This window comes from Acidobacteriota bacterium (assembly GCA_028874215.1).
Lineage (GTDB): Bacteria > Acidobacteriota > UBA6911 > RPQK01 > JAJDTT01 > JAJDTT01.
On sequence record JAPPLF010000061.1, the window covers coordinates 107,745 to 123,613 of the forward strand.

17 protein-coding genes are annotated in these 15,869 nt (G+C 63.3%); 9 read left to right on the forward strand and 8 right to left on the reverse strand.

Features of this window, described 5'->3' with window-relative positions; translation table 11 throughout:
• Positions 1–108: 108 nt before the first annotated feature.
• Positions 109–414, forward strand: a complete 306-nt coding sequence (locus OXT71_11280; GenBank protein ID MDE2926968.1) for an HPF/RaiA family ribosome-associated protein — start codon at positions 109–111, stop codon at positions 412–414.
• Positions 415–468: 54 nt separating this feature from the next.
• Here the strand turns inward: OXT71_11280 and OXT71_11285 are convergent, their stop codons facing one another.
• From OXT71_11285 to OXT71_11305, 5 genes are all read right to left on the reverse strand, one after another.
• Positions 469–1,230, reverse strand: coding sequence for an RNA methyltransferase (locus OXT71_11285; protein ID MDE2926969.1), 762 nt, complete (start codon positions 1,228–1,230; stop codon positions 469–471).
• 75 nt (positions 1,231–1,305) lie between these two features.
• Positions 1,306–2,592 (reverse strand): DUF1015 domain-containing protein, encoded by a 1,287-nt coding sequence (locus OXT71_11290; protein MDE2926970.1) that lies wholly within the window; start codon positions 2,590–2,592, stop codon positions 1,306–1,308.
• A gap of 89 nt (positions 2,593–2,681) precedes the next feature.
• Positions 2,682–3,443 carry an ATP-binding protein gene (locus OXT71_11295; GenBank protein MDE2926971.1) on the reverse strand — a complete coding sequence of 254 codons (762 nt, stop codon included), beginning with the start codon at positions 3,441–3,443 and terminating at the stop codon, positions 2,682–2,684.
• Positions 3,440–3,985 carry a cob(I)yrinic acid a,c-diamide adenosyltransferase gene (locus OXT71_11300; protein MDE2926972.1) on the reverse strand — a complete coding sequence of 182 codons (546 nt, stop codon included), beginning with the start codon at positions 3,983–3,985 and terminating at the stop codon, positions 3,440–3,442. The genes OXT71_11295 and OXT71_11300 overlap by 4 nt, the downstream gene beginning before the upstream one ends.
• Before the next feature lie 22 nt (positions 3,986–4,007).
• Complete coding sequence (locus OXT71_11305) at positions 4,008–4,265, reverse strand: glutaredoxin family protein (protein MDE2926973.1); 258 nt, start codon at positions 4,263–4,265, stop codon at positions 4,008–4,010.
• A 367-nt stretch (positions 4,266–4,632) separates the two neighbouring features.
• On the opposite strand from OXT71_11305, the gene OXT71_11310 reads away from it, so the two are divergent.
• The 3 genes from OXT71_11310 to OXT71_11320 all read left to right on the forward strand — a co-directional run bounded on the left by OXT71_11310 (position 4,633) and on the right by OXT71_11320 (position 6,796).
• Complete coding sequence (locus OXT71_11310) at positions 4,633–4,947, forward strand: hypothetical protein (protein ID MDE2926974.1); 315 nt, start codon at positions 4,633–4,635, stop codon at positions 4,945–4,947.
• Complete coding sequence (locus tag OXT71_11315; protein ID MDE2926975.1) at positions 4,944–5,726, forward strand: electron transfer flavoprotein subunit beta/FixA family protein; 783 nt, start codon at positions 4,944–4,946, stop codon at positions 5,724–5,726. The genes OXT71_11310 and OXT71_11315 overlap by 4 nt, the downstream gene beginning before the upstream one ends.
• Before the next feature lie 83 nt (positions 5,727–5,809).
• A complete protein-coding gene (locus tag OXT71_11320; GenBank protein MDE2926976.1) occupies positions 5,810–6,796 on the forward strand; it encodes an electron transfer flavoprotein subunit alpha/FixB family protein in 987 nt (328 codons plus the stop codon).
• Between the two features lie 72 nt (positions 6,797–6,868).
• Here the strand turns inward: OXT71_11320 and OXT71_11325 are convergent, their stop codons facing one another.
• Positions 6,869–7,984 (reverse strand): metal-dependent hydrolase, encoded by a 1,116-nt coding sequence (locus OXT71_11325; GenBank protein MDE2926977.1) that lies wholly within the window; start codon positions 7,982–7,984, stop codon positions 6,869–6,871.
• A gap of 153 nt (positions 7,985–8,137) precedes the next feature.
• On the opposite strand from OXT71_11325, the gene OXT71_11330 reads away from it, so the two are divergent.
• From OXT71_11330 to OXT71_11345, 4 genes are read left to right on the forward strand one after another with little or no spacing between them, the layout of a single operon-like run.
• Positions 8,138–8,743, forward strand: a complete 606-nt coding sequence (locus OXT71_11330) for a phytanoyl-CoA dioxygenase family protein (protein MDE2926978.1) — start codon at positions 8,138–8,140, stop codon at positions 8,741–8,743.
• On the forward strand, positions 8,689–8,964 hold the full coding sequence (locus OXT71_11335; protein MDE2926979.1) for a phytanoyl-CoA dioxygenase family protein: 276 nt from the start codon (positions 8,689–8,691) through the stop codon (positions 8,962–8,964). Before OXT71_11330 ends, OXT71_11335 begins: the two co-directional genes overlap by 55 nt.
• 14 nt (positions 8,965–8,978) lie before the next feature.
• Positions 8,979–9,806, forward strand: coding sequence for a phytanoyl-CoA dioxygenase family protein (locus OXT71_11340; GenBank protein MDE2926980.1), 828 nt, complete (start codon positions 8,979–8,981; stop codon positions 9,804–9,806).
• Positions 9,807–9,828: 22 nt separating this feature from the next.
• Positions 9,829–10,869, forward strand: coding sequence for a zinc-binding dehydrogenase (locus OXT71_11345; GenBank protein ID MDE2926981.1), 1,041 nt, complete (start codon positions 9,829–9,831; stop codon positions 10,867–10,869).
• A 172-nt stretch (positions 10,870–11,041) separates the two neighbouring features.
• Here OXT71_11345 and OXT71_11350 read toward each other — a convergent pair whose 3' ends face one another.
• Both OXT71_11350 and OXT71_11355 read right to left on the reverse strand, forming a co-directional pair.
• Positions 11,042–12,028, reverse strand: a complete 987-nt coding sequence (locus OXT71_11350; GenBank protein ID MDE2926982.1) for an alpha/beta hydrolase-fold protein — start codon at positions 12,026–12,028, stop codon at positions 11,042–11,044.
• A gap of 261 nt (positions 12,029–12,289) precedes the next feature.
• On the reverse strand, positions 12,290–13,543 hold the full coding sequence (locus tag OXT71_11355; GenBank protein ID MDE2926983.1) for an ATP-binding protein: 1,254 nt from the start codon (positions 13,541–13,543) through the stop codon (positions 12,290–12,292).
• 254 nt (positions 13,544–13,797) lie between these two features.
• On the opposite strand from OXT71_11355, the gene OXT71_11360 reads away from it, so the two are divergent.
• On the forward strand, positions 13,798–15,843 hold the full coding sequence (locus tag OXT71_11360) for a M3 family metallopeptidase (protein MDE2926984.1): 2,046 nt from the start codon (positions 13,798–13,800) through the stop codon (positions 15,841–15,843).
• The last annotated feature ends 26 nt before the right edge of the window (positions 15,844–15,869 follow it).

Genomic DNA, 15,869 nt, shown 5'->3' on the forward strand with positions numbered 1-15,869 from the left:
TTCGTTTCAAACCGGTTCATGCCGCCGGGAAGAGGGCGACCACACGTCGCCCCTACGGAAGTCAGTTGATGCTCGTCGAGCGTTGCTAGTATAATTTTTTTGGATATCATGAAGATCGAGGTTCAAGGCCGCCGACTGCGGCTGGATCCCAGCCTACAGAGTCTGATCGGCAGACAGAGCGCCAAGGTCCGCAAGCTTCTGCCCAGCTTCAAGCCTCACGATCTGGATCTGCGAGTCGTGGTCGAGATGCTGCCTCGGGGACGGCAGTGTGAAACGGTGCTGGTATTGATGGTTCCGCAGACGGCCATCCGGGTCCGGGAAACCGCCAACAACCCTGCCACCAGCATCACCCATGCGTTTCACGAGTTGGTGCGGCGGGTTCAGAAATTCAAGAGCCGGCTGGCGGCGCGTTAACGGCGGACAGATCACCTCCGTTCCACATTGGCCCCCGCATCCCGTCACGGTCCGTCACGGTTTGCGCACCTGATCGGCTGGAAGCCGGTCTCCTTGCCGCTCGTACCATTCCACTTGGCTGAAGATGCCTCTCAGGATCCGGACGTCCCGTTCGGACAGGTCCGCTCGCCCCAGGAACCGGCGAATGGCCTTCATGACGTGGTCCGGATTCGACGAGCTCAGGAAGCCGATACGGATCAGCACCCGCTCCATGTGACGGAACATTCGCTCCCGTTGGCCGTGGGTGACGAGGTCGGGTTGGACGTCGCGATCCGCTTCCCCGCAGGTGTTGATCTCGTACGCGAGGACCATGACGGCCTGAGCCAGGTTCAACACCGGGAAAGCGTCGTTGGAAGGCACCGTCACCAGGTACCGGCAGCGGGAGAGCTGAAGGTCGGTGAGTCCCCGGTTCTCGGGACCGAAGAGAAGCGCCACCTCCTGGGTTCGGGCATGCCGCTTCAGAAGCGGGGCGATCCGGCGCGGCGTGTAGACCGGCTGATGGGTTCTTCTCTCCCGGCCGGAGGTGGTGCCCACCAGAACCTGAACTCCCGCCACCGATTCATCGAACGAGGTGTGCACCTGGATCGGGTCCATCCGATCCAGGGCTCCCGAGGCCATCATCCTGGCCTCCTCCCCCCACTCCGCCACCGGGCGGACCAGCTTGAGGCGGCAAAGGCCCATGTTGACCATGGCGCGGGCCGCCGAACCGATGTTGCCGGGGTTTCGGGTTCCGACCAGGACGACCGACAGGCGCCGGGCCAACTCGGTTTCGATCATGGCGTCTCCGGCGGGAAATGCGGGCAGGCTCCTTGCCGGAACGAGCATCCGGCCCATCGGCGAAACCGGAGCGGGCTACTCCGGCCCCTTCGCCATCTCCATCTTCATCAGGGCCAGTCCGGTCAACAGCTTGGGATAGAAGTCGGTGGATTTCTGAGGCATTTTCTGGCCCAGATCGGAGATTTCCCTCACCTGTCCCAAGCGAGTCGCGTTCAACAGGAATCCGGCCTGAAGCTCGCCCTTTCGGACCTTTGCCGTCAGCTCCCCGGGATCCCGGAAATATTCGACGTAGTTCTGGCTGGAGAGTTCCTCGGCGCCGATCCCCAGAAGCGGGTCGAGAATGCCCTCGTGAAGAATGTTCACGTCCAATGAACGAGCCGGTCCCTGGATGCCCGGCATGAAGGACGGGTCGGAAGCGGAACGCTCCCGGAGCCGCAGCAGAAAGGCCTGGTCCGACCCATTGAGGACAAGACCCGCCCGGTGGCCTTGACCCTCCAGGAGCGTGGCCGGATCTTCCGCGGAGGAAACGCTGTCCACCTGGAAGAACGGCTCCAGACCGGCCCGGAGGCGGCCGATCCGGGATTCGTCCACGTTCTTGATTCCGCGATGCGTCGCCAGGACCTTGAGTCCGGGACTCTCCATGTTGAAGAGCCCGATCATCCGTTTGTCGAAGCTCTCCGGACCCGAGGTTCGCCAGCCTTGGGCGAGACACTCGTTGCGGTATTCGACCGAGGTCTGGAAACGGTGATGACCGTCGGCGATGTAGAGGCGGTGCCTCATGAGCGCGGCGGCCATGTCCGTTTGGAGGTCCGACTGGGTGAGCTGCCACAACTCGTGCCGCACCCCGTACTCGTCCCGGACCTGGATCACGGGTTCCGTGGACTCGGTGAATCGGGCGAGCAACCGGTCCACGGACAGTTCAGGGTCCGAATAGAGCATGAAGATGAGCCCCTCGTTGGCCTCGGTGTGGCGAATCAGGTTGAGACGGTCCTCAAGTGGCCCGCGAAGCACCCTTTCGTGTCCGCGGACGGCCAGGTCCGCCTCGTCCAGAGAGATCAGGCCGATGAAACCCAACCGGGCGTGGGATTGCCCCTGGATCTCGAAGACCTGCCGGTAGGGGTAGAACGACGGGGCCCCGTCGCGCAGCATGACCCCCGATTCGATCCAATCGGCGAGATTTCGCGCCGCGTCGGCGTAGTCCCGATTCTTGATGACCCGGGCGATGTTCCGGGGGTCCTTCCGGAGGTAGCGCCGGAGCATGCCGGGAGTGATCTTGTCGTAGGGCTGGGTGACAACATCGTCCAATCGCGGGACCAGACGGGAGTCGTAGCGGTAGCCTCGAAAGGGAAATAGTCTTGCCATGGCGCAATTCTATCAGTCCGGCGTGAATCTGAGGTGGATTGGGCTGCAGTCTTGGATCGGGACTCGGGTGGAAACTCGCTCCTGGCCTGCTACACCTTCTGAGCGTCCAGACTTGCCTTGTAGAGCCCCGTCCGGGCGTCGTGTCCGCGCACATCGACGACTTCGCACATCTCCATGATCCGGGAGTAGAGCGGAGCGCCGATCCTCTCGGCCAGGTTCTGCTCCCTTGCCAGGTTTTCGGGGTAGCCCCCGCCGGTCGACTTCAAGGGCAGGTTGGTGGTGAGCACGATTTGCTTCCGGCGAGTGTACCGGTAGTTCAGAATCGTCCGGATGGTCTCCGCGACCCACTCCGTCGGCCGGCCGGCACCCAGATCATCCCAGACCAGAAGGTCCGCGGAATAGAGAGGACGCAGCACTTCCCGCTCGGTTTCGGGGGAGTCCGGCCCGTACGAATACTGGAGCCTGCGGAGAAGTTCGGTTTCGTCCACGAACCGGGCGCTGACATGCTTCTCCAGGACCAGGTGCTTGAGGACGGCGACGGCCAAGTGCGTCTTGCCGACGCCGCAAGGCCCGCTGAAGAGGAGTCCCCGGTGAACCTGCGGGTAGTTTTCCGCGAATCGGATGGAACTCGTGAGCGCCTCCAGTTGGGTGGAAAATTTCGGATCCGGATGGTAGGCGCGAAAATCCTTGGAAATATAGCGATCGGGGATGCTCGCCCGCCGAAGCAATTGAGCCCGGCGATCCTCAGATCCGCAGGTGGGGCAGGAAACCACGGTCTCGGTCCCGTCTCTCTCCACCAGGGACCAGCCCGAGCCCCGGCAATCGGGACATTCCGAGTCCCATGTCCTCAATTCTTCGGTCTCCAAGGAGTTTCTTCCGCGCCGGCCTGGAAATTCTCGTAGCGCGCCAGCACGAAGAGCAGATCCGACAACCGGTTCAGGTATACCAGAAGGTGTTCGTTGACGTCCGGTTCAGTCCGCATCAGGCGAACCAGCAGGCGTTCTCCCCTGCGGCAGACCGATCGGGCCAGATGGATGACGGAGGCTGCGGTGGAACCGCCGGGGAGCACGAAATTCCTCAAGGGCGGCAGCTTCCCGTCCAGTTCATCGATCAGCGATTCCAGCCGCCTCCAGTCATCCTCGTCCAGGCGGCGAACCCGGCGGCGGCGGCCCACCGTGGCGAGGTCCGCGCCGGCCTCGAAGAGTTCAGACTGCAAGGCGGTCAGAATCTCGGAGACTTCGGGGCAGCGAGTCTGTGCCCCACCCCAACCCAACAGGGAGTTGAGTTCATCCAGAGTGCCGTAGGCTTCCACCCGCCTGGCGTCCTTGCCGACCCTTTCACCACTGAACAGGGACGTCTGTCCGCCATCTCCTCTGCCCGTGTAGATCTTCATGACGATGGGGCGTCCGGCTCCATCACGCCGGTCTTCGGATCTTGAGCCTCCCCCGAAGGATTTCCCGCATGGCGTGCTTGTCGACCCGGTGCCTGAAGATTTCCCGTCCCTCCATTTCACCGACCGGAATGTCTTGTCCGTACACGCCGAGGAGATGCGGCGAAGCGTCGATGTCGACGAGGCGCACGCGGAACTTGAACTCCTTCTGAAGTTCCTGCAATACTGTCAGCGCCGTCTTGCAGAGGTGGCAGCCCTTACGCGTGTAGAATCTGATTTGCACAGGGTCCATGCCAAGGGCGGACGCCCTTTTTTCCAAGGTGTTTCAAAGGCTCACTGACATCGTTCCCGTCGGCTTCCGGGCTCCCGGCCCGATTTCGATTCTCGGCGGGTCGACGAGCTGAACCGAATCAGGATGCTCCGGACGGGGCCAATGTAACCGCCGGCTGCTTCCAACTCAACTGGATTGATCTCACGGACCGCTTGAGTCGCCGATACCGGCCCGAATTTTCGGCAGGAGTGCAACGATGAGAAAATACCGCCAGCACGGCTATGACGACAACCGGGGACGGCGCGAAAGACCGCGAAGGTCGTCCGGTCGGCGCCCGTTCGGTCCACGCTCATCCCGCGGGGGACCCCGATCTCCCCGCATGACCAAGTTTCACCAGGTGATTCGGTGTTCCATCTGTGGAGTGACCCTCCCCCCCTCGTTCTCGGAAGTGGGCACAACCAGCCAGTGCCCCAAGTGCGCCACCGACCTGCACACCTGCAAGAACTGCGTCTATTTCGATCCCGGCGCCCGCTTCGAATGCTCTGAGCCGATCCCTCAGCGGATCGGCAACAAGAACGACCGCAACGACTGCCGGTTCTTCGAGATTCAAACGGCAGTGGAGAAGGCCACGACTTCGGTCCGGGAGCGGCCGTTGGAGCCTCGGGAGATGTTCGAAAGACTGTTCCGGAAATGAAGGTCTTCGCCTGCCTCAAGGAAACTCCGAGCCGGGATACCCGATACGAGCTGTCGTCCGATTCCTCCTGGATCGGGAACGCGGAAGTCACCCACGAGATCAGCGAGTGCGACGAGTACGCGCTCGAAGAAGCTCTGAAGCTCAAGGAGCGGCACCGGGGAGAGGTGGTCCTGCTGACGGCCGGACGGGCCGAAGCGGAGAAATCGATGCGCAAGGGTCTGGCCATGGGAGCCGATCGAGGCGTCCTGATACTGGACCGGGAACGTGAGCTTTCGAGTCCCCACCGGGTCGCCGCGGCTCTGGAGAAGGTTCTGCGGGACCAGGACTACGACCTGATCCTTGCCGGGACCCAATCGGACGACTACGGCTACGCCCAGACCGGGCCCATCCTGGCCCACCTTCTGGGCCTTCCCCACGCCACCATCGTCATGCAGATCCAGGTCCAGGAGGATCGGCGTAGCGTCAGGGCCCTCCGGGAGATGGAAAGCGGATGGTTCGAGTGGGTCGAGATTCCCCTCCCTGCCGTCTTGACCGTCCAGGCCGGAATCTCTCAGATCCGCTATGCGACCTTGCGGGGAATCATGCAGGCCAGGCGCAAGGAAATCCGGAAGATCGAGTTGGGCGGGCTGGGGTTGGACCTTTCTTCCCTGCCTCACTTGGAGATCGAACGCCTCTATTTCCCGGAGCAGACCAGCAAGGCGGAGATGATCGAGGGCACGCCGGATGAAATCGCCTCCACGCTGGTGGACAGGCTCAGGCGAGAGGCAAAGGTCCTGTAGGAGGGGGGACAGTCTTGTCCCCCCTCCCCGGCGCATACAAGCGTCAGAGGTTCTGCAACGCCCAGACGATCAGAGGAGAAACCATGACGGGCGGGATCTACGTACTGCTGGACCACTCCGATGGGCGGGTGGACACCCTTTCCCGGGAAACCCTGGCCCTGGCGCAGCAGCTCGGCCGCTCGCACGGACTTGGAGTCAAAGCGCTTCTTCTCTGCGGACCGAATCGTTCCGTCGTGGAGAACGCGGCCGGATTGCAGGCCGACGCGGCCCTGGTCGTCTCTCACCATCGGTTGGACGGGTACGATCCGGACGCCCATTGCCTCGCCCTGACCCGGATCCTGGAGCAGGACCGTCCCCTGGCCTTCCTGATGGGACACAGCTACCAGAACATCGACCTGGCTCCCAAGCTTGCCGCATCCCTGAAGTGCGGACTGGTGACCGACTGCATCGGCTGCAGAATCGACGGCGAGAGCATGGTCTTCGTCCGCCAGATGTTTCGAAATCGAATCAACGCGGACGTCCGGGTCCGTTCTTCTCATCCCTGGATCGCCACCTTCCAGTCGGGAGCCGGCGCCGGCAACGACCTGCTGGAGGGCAGTTCCCCCGTAGTGGAGCGAACCGTCGATCTGTCGGGACTGGCGCATCGCCGCACCGTGGTGGAAACCGTCGGAGCGGTGAAGGAGAAAGTGGACCTGGCCAAGGCGGACATGATCGTGGCGGCGGGCCGCGGCATCAAGCGCAAGGAGAACCTGCGCCTCCTGGAGGAGCTGGCGGAGGTGCTGGGGGCCGAGCTTGGAGCCAGCCGGGCGGCCGTCGACAGCGAGTGGCTGGAGCGGGACCGCCAGATCGGCAGCTCCGGCCAGTCGGTGGCGCCCCGGCTCTACGTCGCCTGCGGCATCTCCGGCGCCATTCAACACGTGGTGGGCATGAGGAATTCGGCCAACATCGTGGCCATCAACACCGATCCGGACGCCCCCATCTTCAATCTGGCCAACTACGGAATCGTCGGGGACCTGATGGAGATCGTGCCGGCGCTCACCAGGAAGCTGCGCGAAGAACAGTCGCGTTAGCTCCTTGGCCACCCCGGCCCGAGTCTGAAGCCCGGACAACCGGAAGGGCCGCCCCCGCGGATTTCATCCACCTCAATCCCGGCACGGGCAGGCCAGGGTACTCAGGCTCTGCGAGAGGTCGGGACTCATGGGGATGGGGACGACTCCGAATCCGGAAGTCTGCATTCGCGAGAAACGGGCGTCCCGCGCCAGCACCAGGACGCGGTCCGGTTCCGGTTTCACGTCGTAGAAGGTGAAGCGGCCGAAAGCCTTCATCACCCGCCCGGGACAAGTGTCCAGCGCCGCTTGGACGGCCTGGTGATCCAGGCGCCTCCGGTAGGCTTGGTGTCCCTCGAGCCGGCCGCCGTCCAGGGACGCTCTCCAGATGCGGACCCGTTTTCGATCCTGCCACAGGATCTCCCAACTCAAGGGATTGGCCAGACGGGGCAAAGCGGCCAGAGTTTCGGTTTGGACCTGCGGATGTTCCCGAGCGATCTCCGGAGCCGCTCCCGTCAGGGTCACGGTTCGGGAGATGAGCAGCAAACCCCAATAGACCGCGACTCCACCCAAGGCCCAGAGATTCAGTGAGCGGCTCCAAACCGTCCGCCGTTGCTTGAGAGCCAGGATCAACGCCAGAGCCGAAAAGAAAACAACCGCCACCACCGGACCGTCCGGGCGGGCCTCGGCGTTCCTTGCCACCAGGAAAGACATGAAGACCACAACCGCGATCCAGACCGGGCGCGTCACACGCGTCCTTTGGGCGGTCAGGAAGACGGCGCCGCCCAGGATCAACCAGAGGTAGGGATCCACGATGTAGACCAGATCGCCGTAATACCACTTCCCGGAAAAGGGCAGCCAGGGACGGAGGCCGTAGGAATTGGTCAAGTCCAGCAGCGGATGGCTGACCAGGGTCAGAGTGACGCTGGCCAGGAGCGGGCCGAATGGAAATGCCTTGTCTCCGGATCGGAACCGAGCCAGAAACTTGAGCAGCAGGGAAAACAACAGGGCCAGCGCCAGGACGCCCAACACCGAATGGGTCACTCCCCGGTGGTGGTGAAGATAGTAGAGCGGCCCCCACCCGCTCACGACGATATCGGCGTCCGGCAGGTTGGCGGCCACGACTAGGGAGACGGTGCCGTAGGGAGTCATTCGTCCCAGCCCCGCCCGGGAAAGAGCCACTCCGACGAGGGAATGAGTCAAGTTTTCCATGCCGCGCCTATTCTAACCGCGTAATCGACTCGGACTAGCCTCGAAGCCGGGGAAATGGAAGGGTCGCAGGTGTTAGAATCCGGCCGTTGGAGGCGCCCCGGCGGTGACCATGGCCAGAATCCTGTTCCCCACCCAGACTGGAGAATTGCCGGAATGACCCCTGAAGAGACCTACCTCTTTGACCTGAACGGCTACCTCATATTGCGGAATGTTCTCCCCCCGAGTCTCGTGAATGATTTGAACCGGGAGCTGGACAAGCTGGAAGCCCTGTCCGACAGCGAGATCGGCGCCAAGGGGCTGACCCGGAGCTACTATCCCGACGAACCGGACGGTTCGACCGGGTGCCGCGATTATTCCTGCACCCTGCTCAAATACGGGGGAGTCTTCGAGCAGCTCATCGATTGGCCCGCGGTGCTGCCCTACATGGAGGCCATGATCTCGGTCCCGATCCGGATTGACGCTCTCCACCTCCTGTCCCGTTGCCCCGGCCGGGCCACCGTCTTTCACCACGGTTACTCGGAGCTCCTCTCCTACAGCGAATTCGCCTGCAACCGGGACCGCTTCGAATGCGTGAGCGTCAAGGTGGGTTACGCCCTGACGGACGTGGACGTGCACGAGGGGGCGTTTGCCGTGATTCCGGGAAGCCACAAGGGCAACTATGCCAGCCCCCAACACCTGGAGAACCCCGATGAGAACCACCCCTGGTGCAGACCTGTGCCTGCCGGGCGGGCGACGCGGTCATCTTCTCGGAGGACCTGACCCACGGCGCCGTGCAGAACCGGAGCCGAAAGATCCGGCGCACCATCTTCGCGTCCTACGCGCCCTCGTTTCAGGCGGCCTGGGACGATCAGATCGAGACCGCGTCCGGTTTCGAGGAGCGGGCTACGCCCCGGCAACTGGAACTGGTGCAGGGACCGCCGCCCTTCGATTCGGCGCCGGGTTTCAACCTGTCCCCTTTTCGGGCCTCCGAGTCCGGGTAGCCGAACGGCAAGTCATGGTCGAAAAGAGGCTCTATCAGCAGCGAGAGGAAGAGAAGGACATCCGGCCCTTTCAGACCGGGACCGGGATCGAGTATCTGACGGACGAAGACCGATACGTTTTCGACATCACCGGCTACCTGGTTTTGGAAGATTTTCTGACCGCTGCGCAGGTTGGTGAAGCCACACGGCAGCTCCAGGGAAGCCTCGCCAGCCCCCCGGAACACGTGACGCTGCGCCGCAACGGTCCCGAGGTCGAGTTGCTCAACGTCGTCGAGTGCGGCGGGATCCTGGAACAGGCATTCGTCCAGGAGCGGCTGGTCGAGGCCATGCAGCAGCTCATCTGGGGAGATCAGATCCGCCTCGTCTCATCCCGCGCCATCGTTCGCGAACCCGGAATCTCGGGACACATTTCTCAGGGCGGCCTCGCCGACCCCCGGCGCTACACCCGTTACCGCTGTTTCATCGACGGAGAATTCCGCTGCCTGCTGGTCTCCTGCCTGATTGCCCTCAACGACACCGGGAGCGGGGACGGTTCCTTTTCCGTCATCCCCTCCAGCCACAAGAGCAACTTCCCCCACCCCTACGGGGGGCGTCCTCCTGAGAGCGTTGCGGCACTGAACGACCTCTCCCTGGCGGCGGGCTCCGCCGTGATCTTCAGCGAGAGCATTTCCCACTGCATGAAGAGGTCCCGAACGGAATCCAAGCTCTGGCTTCTGTATCAGTACGGTCCCTCCTACATGGTGGACTGGCCGGGTTGCGAGGCCTCGCCCGAACTGATGCGGAGGGCGGCGGCCGACGAGACCAAGGCCCGTCTTCTGCGAAAACCGTACTATCACCCCTGACTCCTGCAGGAACATCGATCTCATGAAAGCCGTCTTGATCCATCGACATGGAACCCTGGACCAGGTTCGCATCGACGAGGTCCCCACTCCCCGGGCCGGGAGAGGCGAGGTGCTGGTCCAGACCCGTGCCGCTGCCCTGAACCATCTGGACCTGTTCGTCCTGGAGGGCATCCCGGGCATCAAGCAGAAGATGCCCCACGTGTTGGGCTCGGATGCCGCGGGAGTGGTCCGACAACTGGGCGCCGGCGTGGAGGGTCTTCAAGTTGGAGACCGGGTCATGCTCAACCCCGGGATCTGGTGTACGGAATGCGAGTTCTGCCAGGACGGCGAGCAGAGCCTCTGTGTGCGCTACGGCCTGGTGGGAGAACATGGCCCCGGGGTCTATTCCGAGTATTTCGCGGCCCCGGCCCGCAACCTGGCGCGGATTCCCGATGGCGTGACCTTCGAGGAAGCGGCGGCGTTCTCGCTGGTGAACCTGACCGCATGGAGAATGGTCTGCACCCGGGGCCGGCTCCGGCCGGGGGAGGACGTCTTCATTCACGGGATCGGAGGAGGCGTCGCCACAGCCGCCCTGGCCATCGCCAAGTTGTCGGGGGCGCGCGTCTGGGTCAGTTCCTCGTCACAGGAAAAGCTCCACCTGGCTCGCAGCCTGGGGGCCGATTTCTGTTACGACTACACCCAATGCGACGTGGCCCGGGAGGTTTTCCGGGCTACGAATCGGCGCGGCATCGACCTGGTGGTGGAGGGCCCCGGCGCATCGACTTGGCTTCAGAGCCTCAAGATGGCCCGAAAGGGAGGCAGGATCGTGACCTGCGGGGCCACCACCGGACCCAACCCGGCCACCGAGATCCGTCTCATCTTCTGGAAGCAGATCGATATCCTCGGCTCCACCATGGGCAACCGGAACGAGTTTGCCGAGATCGTACGCTTGCTGGGCCGGAGAAGGCTCCTTCCCTGCATCGACCGGGTCTTCGACTTCGAAGACGCCGCCGCCGCCCTGGAGCGCCTGCAGTCCCAACGCCAGTTCGGCAAGGTGGTGCTTCGCTTCCGCGATCCGTCGTGACACTCGAAGAGGACACCCACAAGGGGTGTCCTTACGTTGGGTTCCTCTTCTCAAAAGCTCCCCCACCGGCGGGGAGAAAAAGGAAACGAGCCGCGGTTTCCAAACCGCCGAACTCCCGCGTAGCAAAGCGGCGACGGAAGAACGGGCGATTGGAAATCGCCCTTCCACATTCTCAAAAGGTCTGGGTGAGGAACGCGAGCGTCTCCTCCAGGTGGGCCGCCACCAGTTCCCAGCCGTGCGGCTCCCCCTCGAAGATCATGCACTGGTGGGAGACCCCACGCTGGTCCAGGATCCGCGCCAGCGACTTGATGCCATGCTCCATGGGGAAACGCCGGTTGTAGCGGTCGGCGGTGCCGTAGGAGAAGTAGAGATTCAATCCGGCCAGGGAGGCGCTTCGGGCCAGTTCTTCCAGGCTGTTCTGCTTCCAGTAGTCCTGGTCCATCGGATCGCCGAAGGCCTTTTCCACCAGACGCAGGAAATAGGTGGAACTTCGGGAGGGGTTGGATCGGAGGACCTCGAAGGGGTCCTCGCCCAGAAAGACGATGGGCGAGACGCCGGCGGCCGAGGCATAGAGACCGGGGTGCTTCATGGCGATCTTGAGAGCTCCGTAAGCTCCCATGGAGACGCCTCCGATGGCGCGTCCCCCGGCGTCGGTTCGAACCCTGTACCGCCCCTGAATCGCCTGTAAGAGATCGTTTCGAATGTAGGTCTCGTAGTTGCCGGTCCCGTCGGGAGAATCGGTGTAGAGGCTGTTCTGTCCGTCGGGATGGACCATGACGAAGTGGGGCAGTTTCCCCTGGCTCATGAGAAGGTCGATGCGGGCCGGAAGATCCCCGTAGCGCGGCGTCGCCCAACTCGTATGGTCGTTGTTCAATCCGTGAAGAAAGTAGACGATGGGAAATCTCCGGTCCGATTCCTCATCGTAGCTGGGCGGAAGCAGGACGCTGTAATCCGCATTCATCCCCAAGGCGGACGATGGAAAGCTTCGAAATTCCATCCTTGATTTGTTGGGGAGGGTGAGGTCGACCGGGTTTTCCAACCGCCGGGGAGGCCCCCTGCGCTGGGCTTCGAGCGCGATGCAGACCAGAAGGAAACCCATCGAGCAGAGCGCGCCCAGGAGGAACGGCCGCGATCGTGCGCCGATTCGAAAACAGGTCATTTGCACCGGCATCGATGTTCCCAGTCTGCAATCACGTTTCACCATCTTACCAGCCGGTCTGAAAATGGGGAGCCGATGCAGGGAAACTTGGACGGATCAAAATTCAGAAGCTCCCCCATCGGCCCAGTCCGGCGGACGCCCGGTAGAAAAAGGAGCGGTTTCCTAACCGCCGAACTGGAGCGGCGATTTCCAATCGCCGAACTCCTGACTGACAAACTTGGCAACGAAGACTGGGCGATTGGAAATCGCCCCCCCTTTTCCTTAGAAGAGCCTGTGAACCGGAACTGCCCAAAGGCCCGGTTCCAACTCCAACAGGTCCTCGCCCCGGTGGACGACCAGGCCGCCGAGCCACTCGTCTCCCAACGCCTCTCCCAACACGCGCAGCCCCGAGCAGTCGACCCTCCCAATCCGGGTGCGGTTCTTCACCTCGATACCGATGACGCCGGCGGAGGTCGTGACCAGCAGGTCGACTTCCCGTCCCGAGCGCGTCCGGTAGAACCACAGCATCGCGTCGCGCCCGAGGGTGTCGATCCACTTGCGAGCCTCCGCTACGACCAGCGTCTCGAACAGAGGTCCGGTGATCTCACCCCAGAATCCGGTCCCCTGGCGCAACAGGCCCAGGTCCATCCAGTAGAGCTTGGGGCTCTTCACCGTCGAACTGGTGAGGTTGCGCGCATACGGCTGCAGCAGCTCGACCTGGTATGACAGACGGAGGTACTCCAGGTATCGGCGGGCCGTGGCCGCGCTGACGGCGGCGTCCCGGCCCAGCTTCGCATAGTTGAGGAGTTGTCCGGTGCGGAGCATGGCCAGCCTCTGCAGTGAGCGAAACGGCAACAGGTCGGCGACGCGGGTCAAATCGGCAAGGTCACGCTCGAGCCACGTCTGCTGGTAGGAGCGCAGCCATTCACGCCTGTCCTCATCGTCCAGCGACAGGAGCTCGGGCATCCCGCCCCAAGCCGCGAGGTGATCGATTGCCTCAACGCGCGCCGTCGCTTCGTCACCCAGCAGCCGCGGCGGCTCTTCACCCAGGATCGCCGAGAACGCGTCCGGCCGCGTGATGAGCCGATCAAACAGCGGGCGGGGCGGAGTGACTCCGACGGCGCGACGCAACTCGGAGGCAGTGAGCGGCCATAGATCGTAGACGAACGCCCGGCCGGCCAGCGACTCCCGGATGCGTTTCAGGAGCAGGAATCGAGACGAACCCAGCAGGACCGAGAACGACAGATGCCCTCCATCGAAGGCCAGCTTCACCTTGTCGAAGACGCCAGGTTCCTTCTGCGCCTCGTCGATCACGGCTGCGCCGACGACCCGGCCCCAACTGCCGCTGCGTATTGCGCGCACCGCCTCCCGTTCCTCGATCGCATCCAGGTTCAGGTACCGCAGATCGCGGTAGAGATCCCGGGCCAGTGTCGTTTTTCCGGTCTGGCGCGCTCCGGTCAGAACCACCAGGCGGCGCTTGTCCGCAATTGGCAGCCGAGTGGTGAGCCACCGGAATCTCTGTATTATCGTTCTCACTGATACCGATATTACAGGTTATTCAGCCTCATGATCAATATATTTCCTGTGTTTTCATCGTTTCCAGGAGCAACCCTACAATATCTCCCGGCACCCGCCGCCGGCGTCCCGGGTGAAGCCGGGATCAACCCTGCGGTAGCATTACCCTGATGCGGTTGGGAGGATCCCAGATTGGGATTGCCGCGGCACTGGTGTTGTTCACCTGGTGCTCGCGTTCGGAACCGGAAACGACCCAGGACGAGACGACGATTGCCATGCCACAGAATCCTTTTTTCACTGAGAGTTCCCTACCATTCAACTACCCGCGGTTCGATCGGATCGACGAGCGGCACTTCCGGCCCGCCTTCGAGCAGGGCATGGCCCGGCACCTGGACCAGGTGAACGCCATCGCCAACCAGGCGGAGCCTCCCACGTTCGAAAACACTCTGGTTGCGCTCGAGCGTTCCGGCCGGATGCTCAGACGGGTCAGGAGCGTCTTCTTCAACCTGGTCCTCGCCCACACCAACGACAAGCTGGACGAGATCCGGAGCGAGATGGCTCCGAAACTTTCCGCCCACAGAGACCGCATTCTGCTGAACCGCAAGCTGTTCGAACGGGTCCGGGACCTGTACGGCCGCCGGGCGGCGCTGGGTATCGACGACGAGTCGCGGCGCCTGATCGAGGAGTATTTCACCGACTTCGTGCGGGCGGGCGCGCGGCTCTCGGAGTCGGGCCAGGCTCGGCTCCAGGAGATCAACGTCGATCTGGCCGGCCTGCAGACGCGCTTCAGCCAGAACCTGCTGTCCGAGGTCAACGATTCCGCTGTCGTCGTCGCCGACCGCGGACAACTGGAAGGATTGTCGGAAAACGAGATCCAGGCGGCGGCGGATGCGGCGGCGGCCCGGGACCTGAAGGGAAAGTTCCTGGTTGCGCTCCGGAACACCAGTGGCCAGCCGCCATTGACCTGGATCCGGGACCGCGCGATGCGGAAACGGATCATGGAGGCGTCCCAAGCCCGCGGCAGCCGGGGAGGCGAGTTCGACAATCGGGGCATCGTGGCCCGCTCCGCCAGGCTGCGGGCGGAACGGGCGGCGCTCCTCGGCTATCCCAACCATGCCGCCTACAGCCTGGAGCGGCAGACGGCGAAGACGGTGGAGGCGGTCAACCGCTTTCTCTCCCAACTGGCGGAGGCGGCGGCCGCCAACGCCGCGCGGGAGGCACGGGACCTGCAGGCCATGATTGACGGCGACGGCGGGAGCCATCCGCTGGCCTCGTGGGATTGGGCCTACTACGCGGAGCAGGTTCGCAGGAAACGGTATGACTTCGACGCGTCTCAGCTTCGACCCTACTTCGAAATCGACAACGTCTTGCAAAAGGGCGTCTTCTACGCGGCGAACCGGCTGTTCGGGATCAGCCTTCACGAGCGGACCGATCTCCCCACCCACCACCCGGACGTGAGGGTGTTCGACGTTCTCGACGCCGACTCCCGGCCGCTGGCCCTGTTTCTGGTCGACCTCTATGCCCGGTCCTCCAAACAGGGGGGCGCCTGGATGAGCTCGTTCGTCTCCCAGTCGGAGCTGCTGGGGACCCGGGCGGTAATCGGAAACTACATGAATGTCCCGAAGCCCCCCGCCGGGGAGCCGACGCTGCTGAGCGTCGATGAGGTGGAGACGTTGTTTCACGAGTTCGGTCACGCGCTCCACGGCATCTTCTCTTCGGTGCGCTACCCCTATTTCTCGGGAACGTCCGTGGCTCGCGACTTCGTCGAATTCCCCTCCCAGATCAACGAAATGTGGGCCACCTGGCCGGAGGTGGTGGCGAACTACGCGGTCCATTTCGAGACCGGGGAGCCCATGCCCATGGAATTGGTGGAAAAGATGTTGGCCGCCGAGAAATTCAACCAGGGATTCGCCACCACCGAGTACCTGGCCGCCTCGCTGCTGGACCAGGCGTGGCACCAGATCACGGTCGAGGAAGCGCCCGATGACGAGGGTGTGATCGATTTCGAGAAGGCGGTGCTGGCCGAGGCCGGCGTCGCCCTCGATGCGGTGCCGCCGCGCTACCGCAGCACCTACTTTTCACACATCTGGAGCAGCGGCTACTCGGCCGGGTACTACTCCTACATCTGGAGCGAGGTGCTGGACGCCGATACGGTGGAATGGTTCAAGGAGAACGGCGGGTTGACACGGGAGAACGGTGACCGATTCCGCAGGATGATCCTGTCGCAAGGAGGCAGCCGGGAGGCCATGGCTCTCTACCGGGCCTTCCGGGGCCGCGATCCGGACGCCGCCTCGTTGCTGGTCCGGCGCGGCCTGAACTGAGCGTAATGGGGAAACCTCCGGGACAC

Bases quoted from the DNA above. Each gene is read 5' to 3' on its own strand.
- OXT71_11280 (MDE2926968.1), top strand. From the start codon at position 109: ATGAAGATCGAGGTTCAAGGCCGCCGACTGCGGCTGGATCCCAGCCTA.
- OXT71_11285 (MDE2926969.1), bottom strand. From the start codon at position 1,230: ATGATCGAAACCGAGTTGGCCCGGCGCCTGTCGGTCGTCCTGGTCGGA.
- OXT71_11290 (MDE2926970.1), bottom strand. From the start codon at position 2,592: ATGGCAAGACTATTTCCCTTTCGAGGCTACCGCTACGACTCCCGTCTG.
- OXT71_11300 (MDE2926972.1), bottom strand. From the start codon at position 3,985: ATGAAGATCTACACGGGCAGAGGAGATGGCGGACAGACGTCCCTGTTC.
- OXT71_11310 (MDE2926974.1), top strand. From the start codon at position 4,633: ATGACCAAGTTTCACCAGGTGATTCGGTGTTCCATCTGTGGAGTGACC.
- OXT71_11315 (MDE2926975.1), top strand. From the start codon at position 4,944: ATGAAGGTCTTCGCCTGCCTCAAGGAAACTCCGAGCCGGGATACCCGA.
- OXT71_11320 (MDE2926976.1), top strand. From the start codon at position 5,810: ATGACGGGCGGGATCTACGTACTGCTGGACCACTCCGATGGGCGGGTG.
- OXT71_11325 (MDE2926977.1), bottom strand. From the start codon at position 7,984: ATGGAAAACTTGACTCATTCCCTCGTCGGAGTGGCTCTTTCCCGGGCG.
- OXT71_11330 (MDE2926978.1), top strand. From the start codon at position 8,138: ATGACCCCTGAAGAGACCTACCTCTTTGACCTGAACGGCTACCTCATA.
- OXT71_11340 (MDE2926980.1), top strand. From the start codon at position 8,979: ATGGTCGAAAAGAGGCTCTATCAGCAGCGAGAGGAAGAGAAGGACATC.
- OXT71_11345 (MDE2926981.1), top strand. From the start codon at position 9,829: ATGAAAGCCGTCTTGATCCATCGACATGGAACCCTGGACCAGGTTCGC.
- OXT71_11350 (MDE2926982.1), bottom strand. From the start codon at position 12,028: ATGACCTGTTTTCGAATCGGCGCACGATCGCGGCCGTTCCTCCTGGGC.
- OXT71_11360 (MDE2926984.1), top strand. From the start codon at position 13,798: ATGCCACAGAATCCTTTTTTCACTGAGAGTTCCCTACCATTCAACTAC.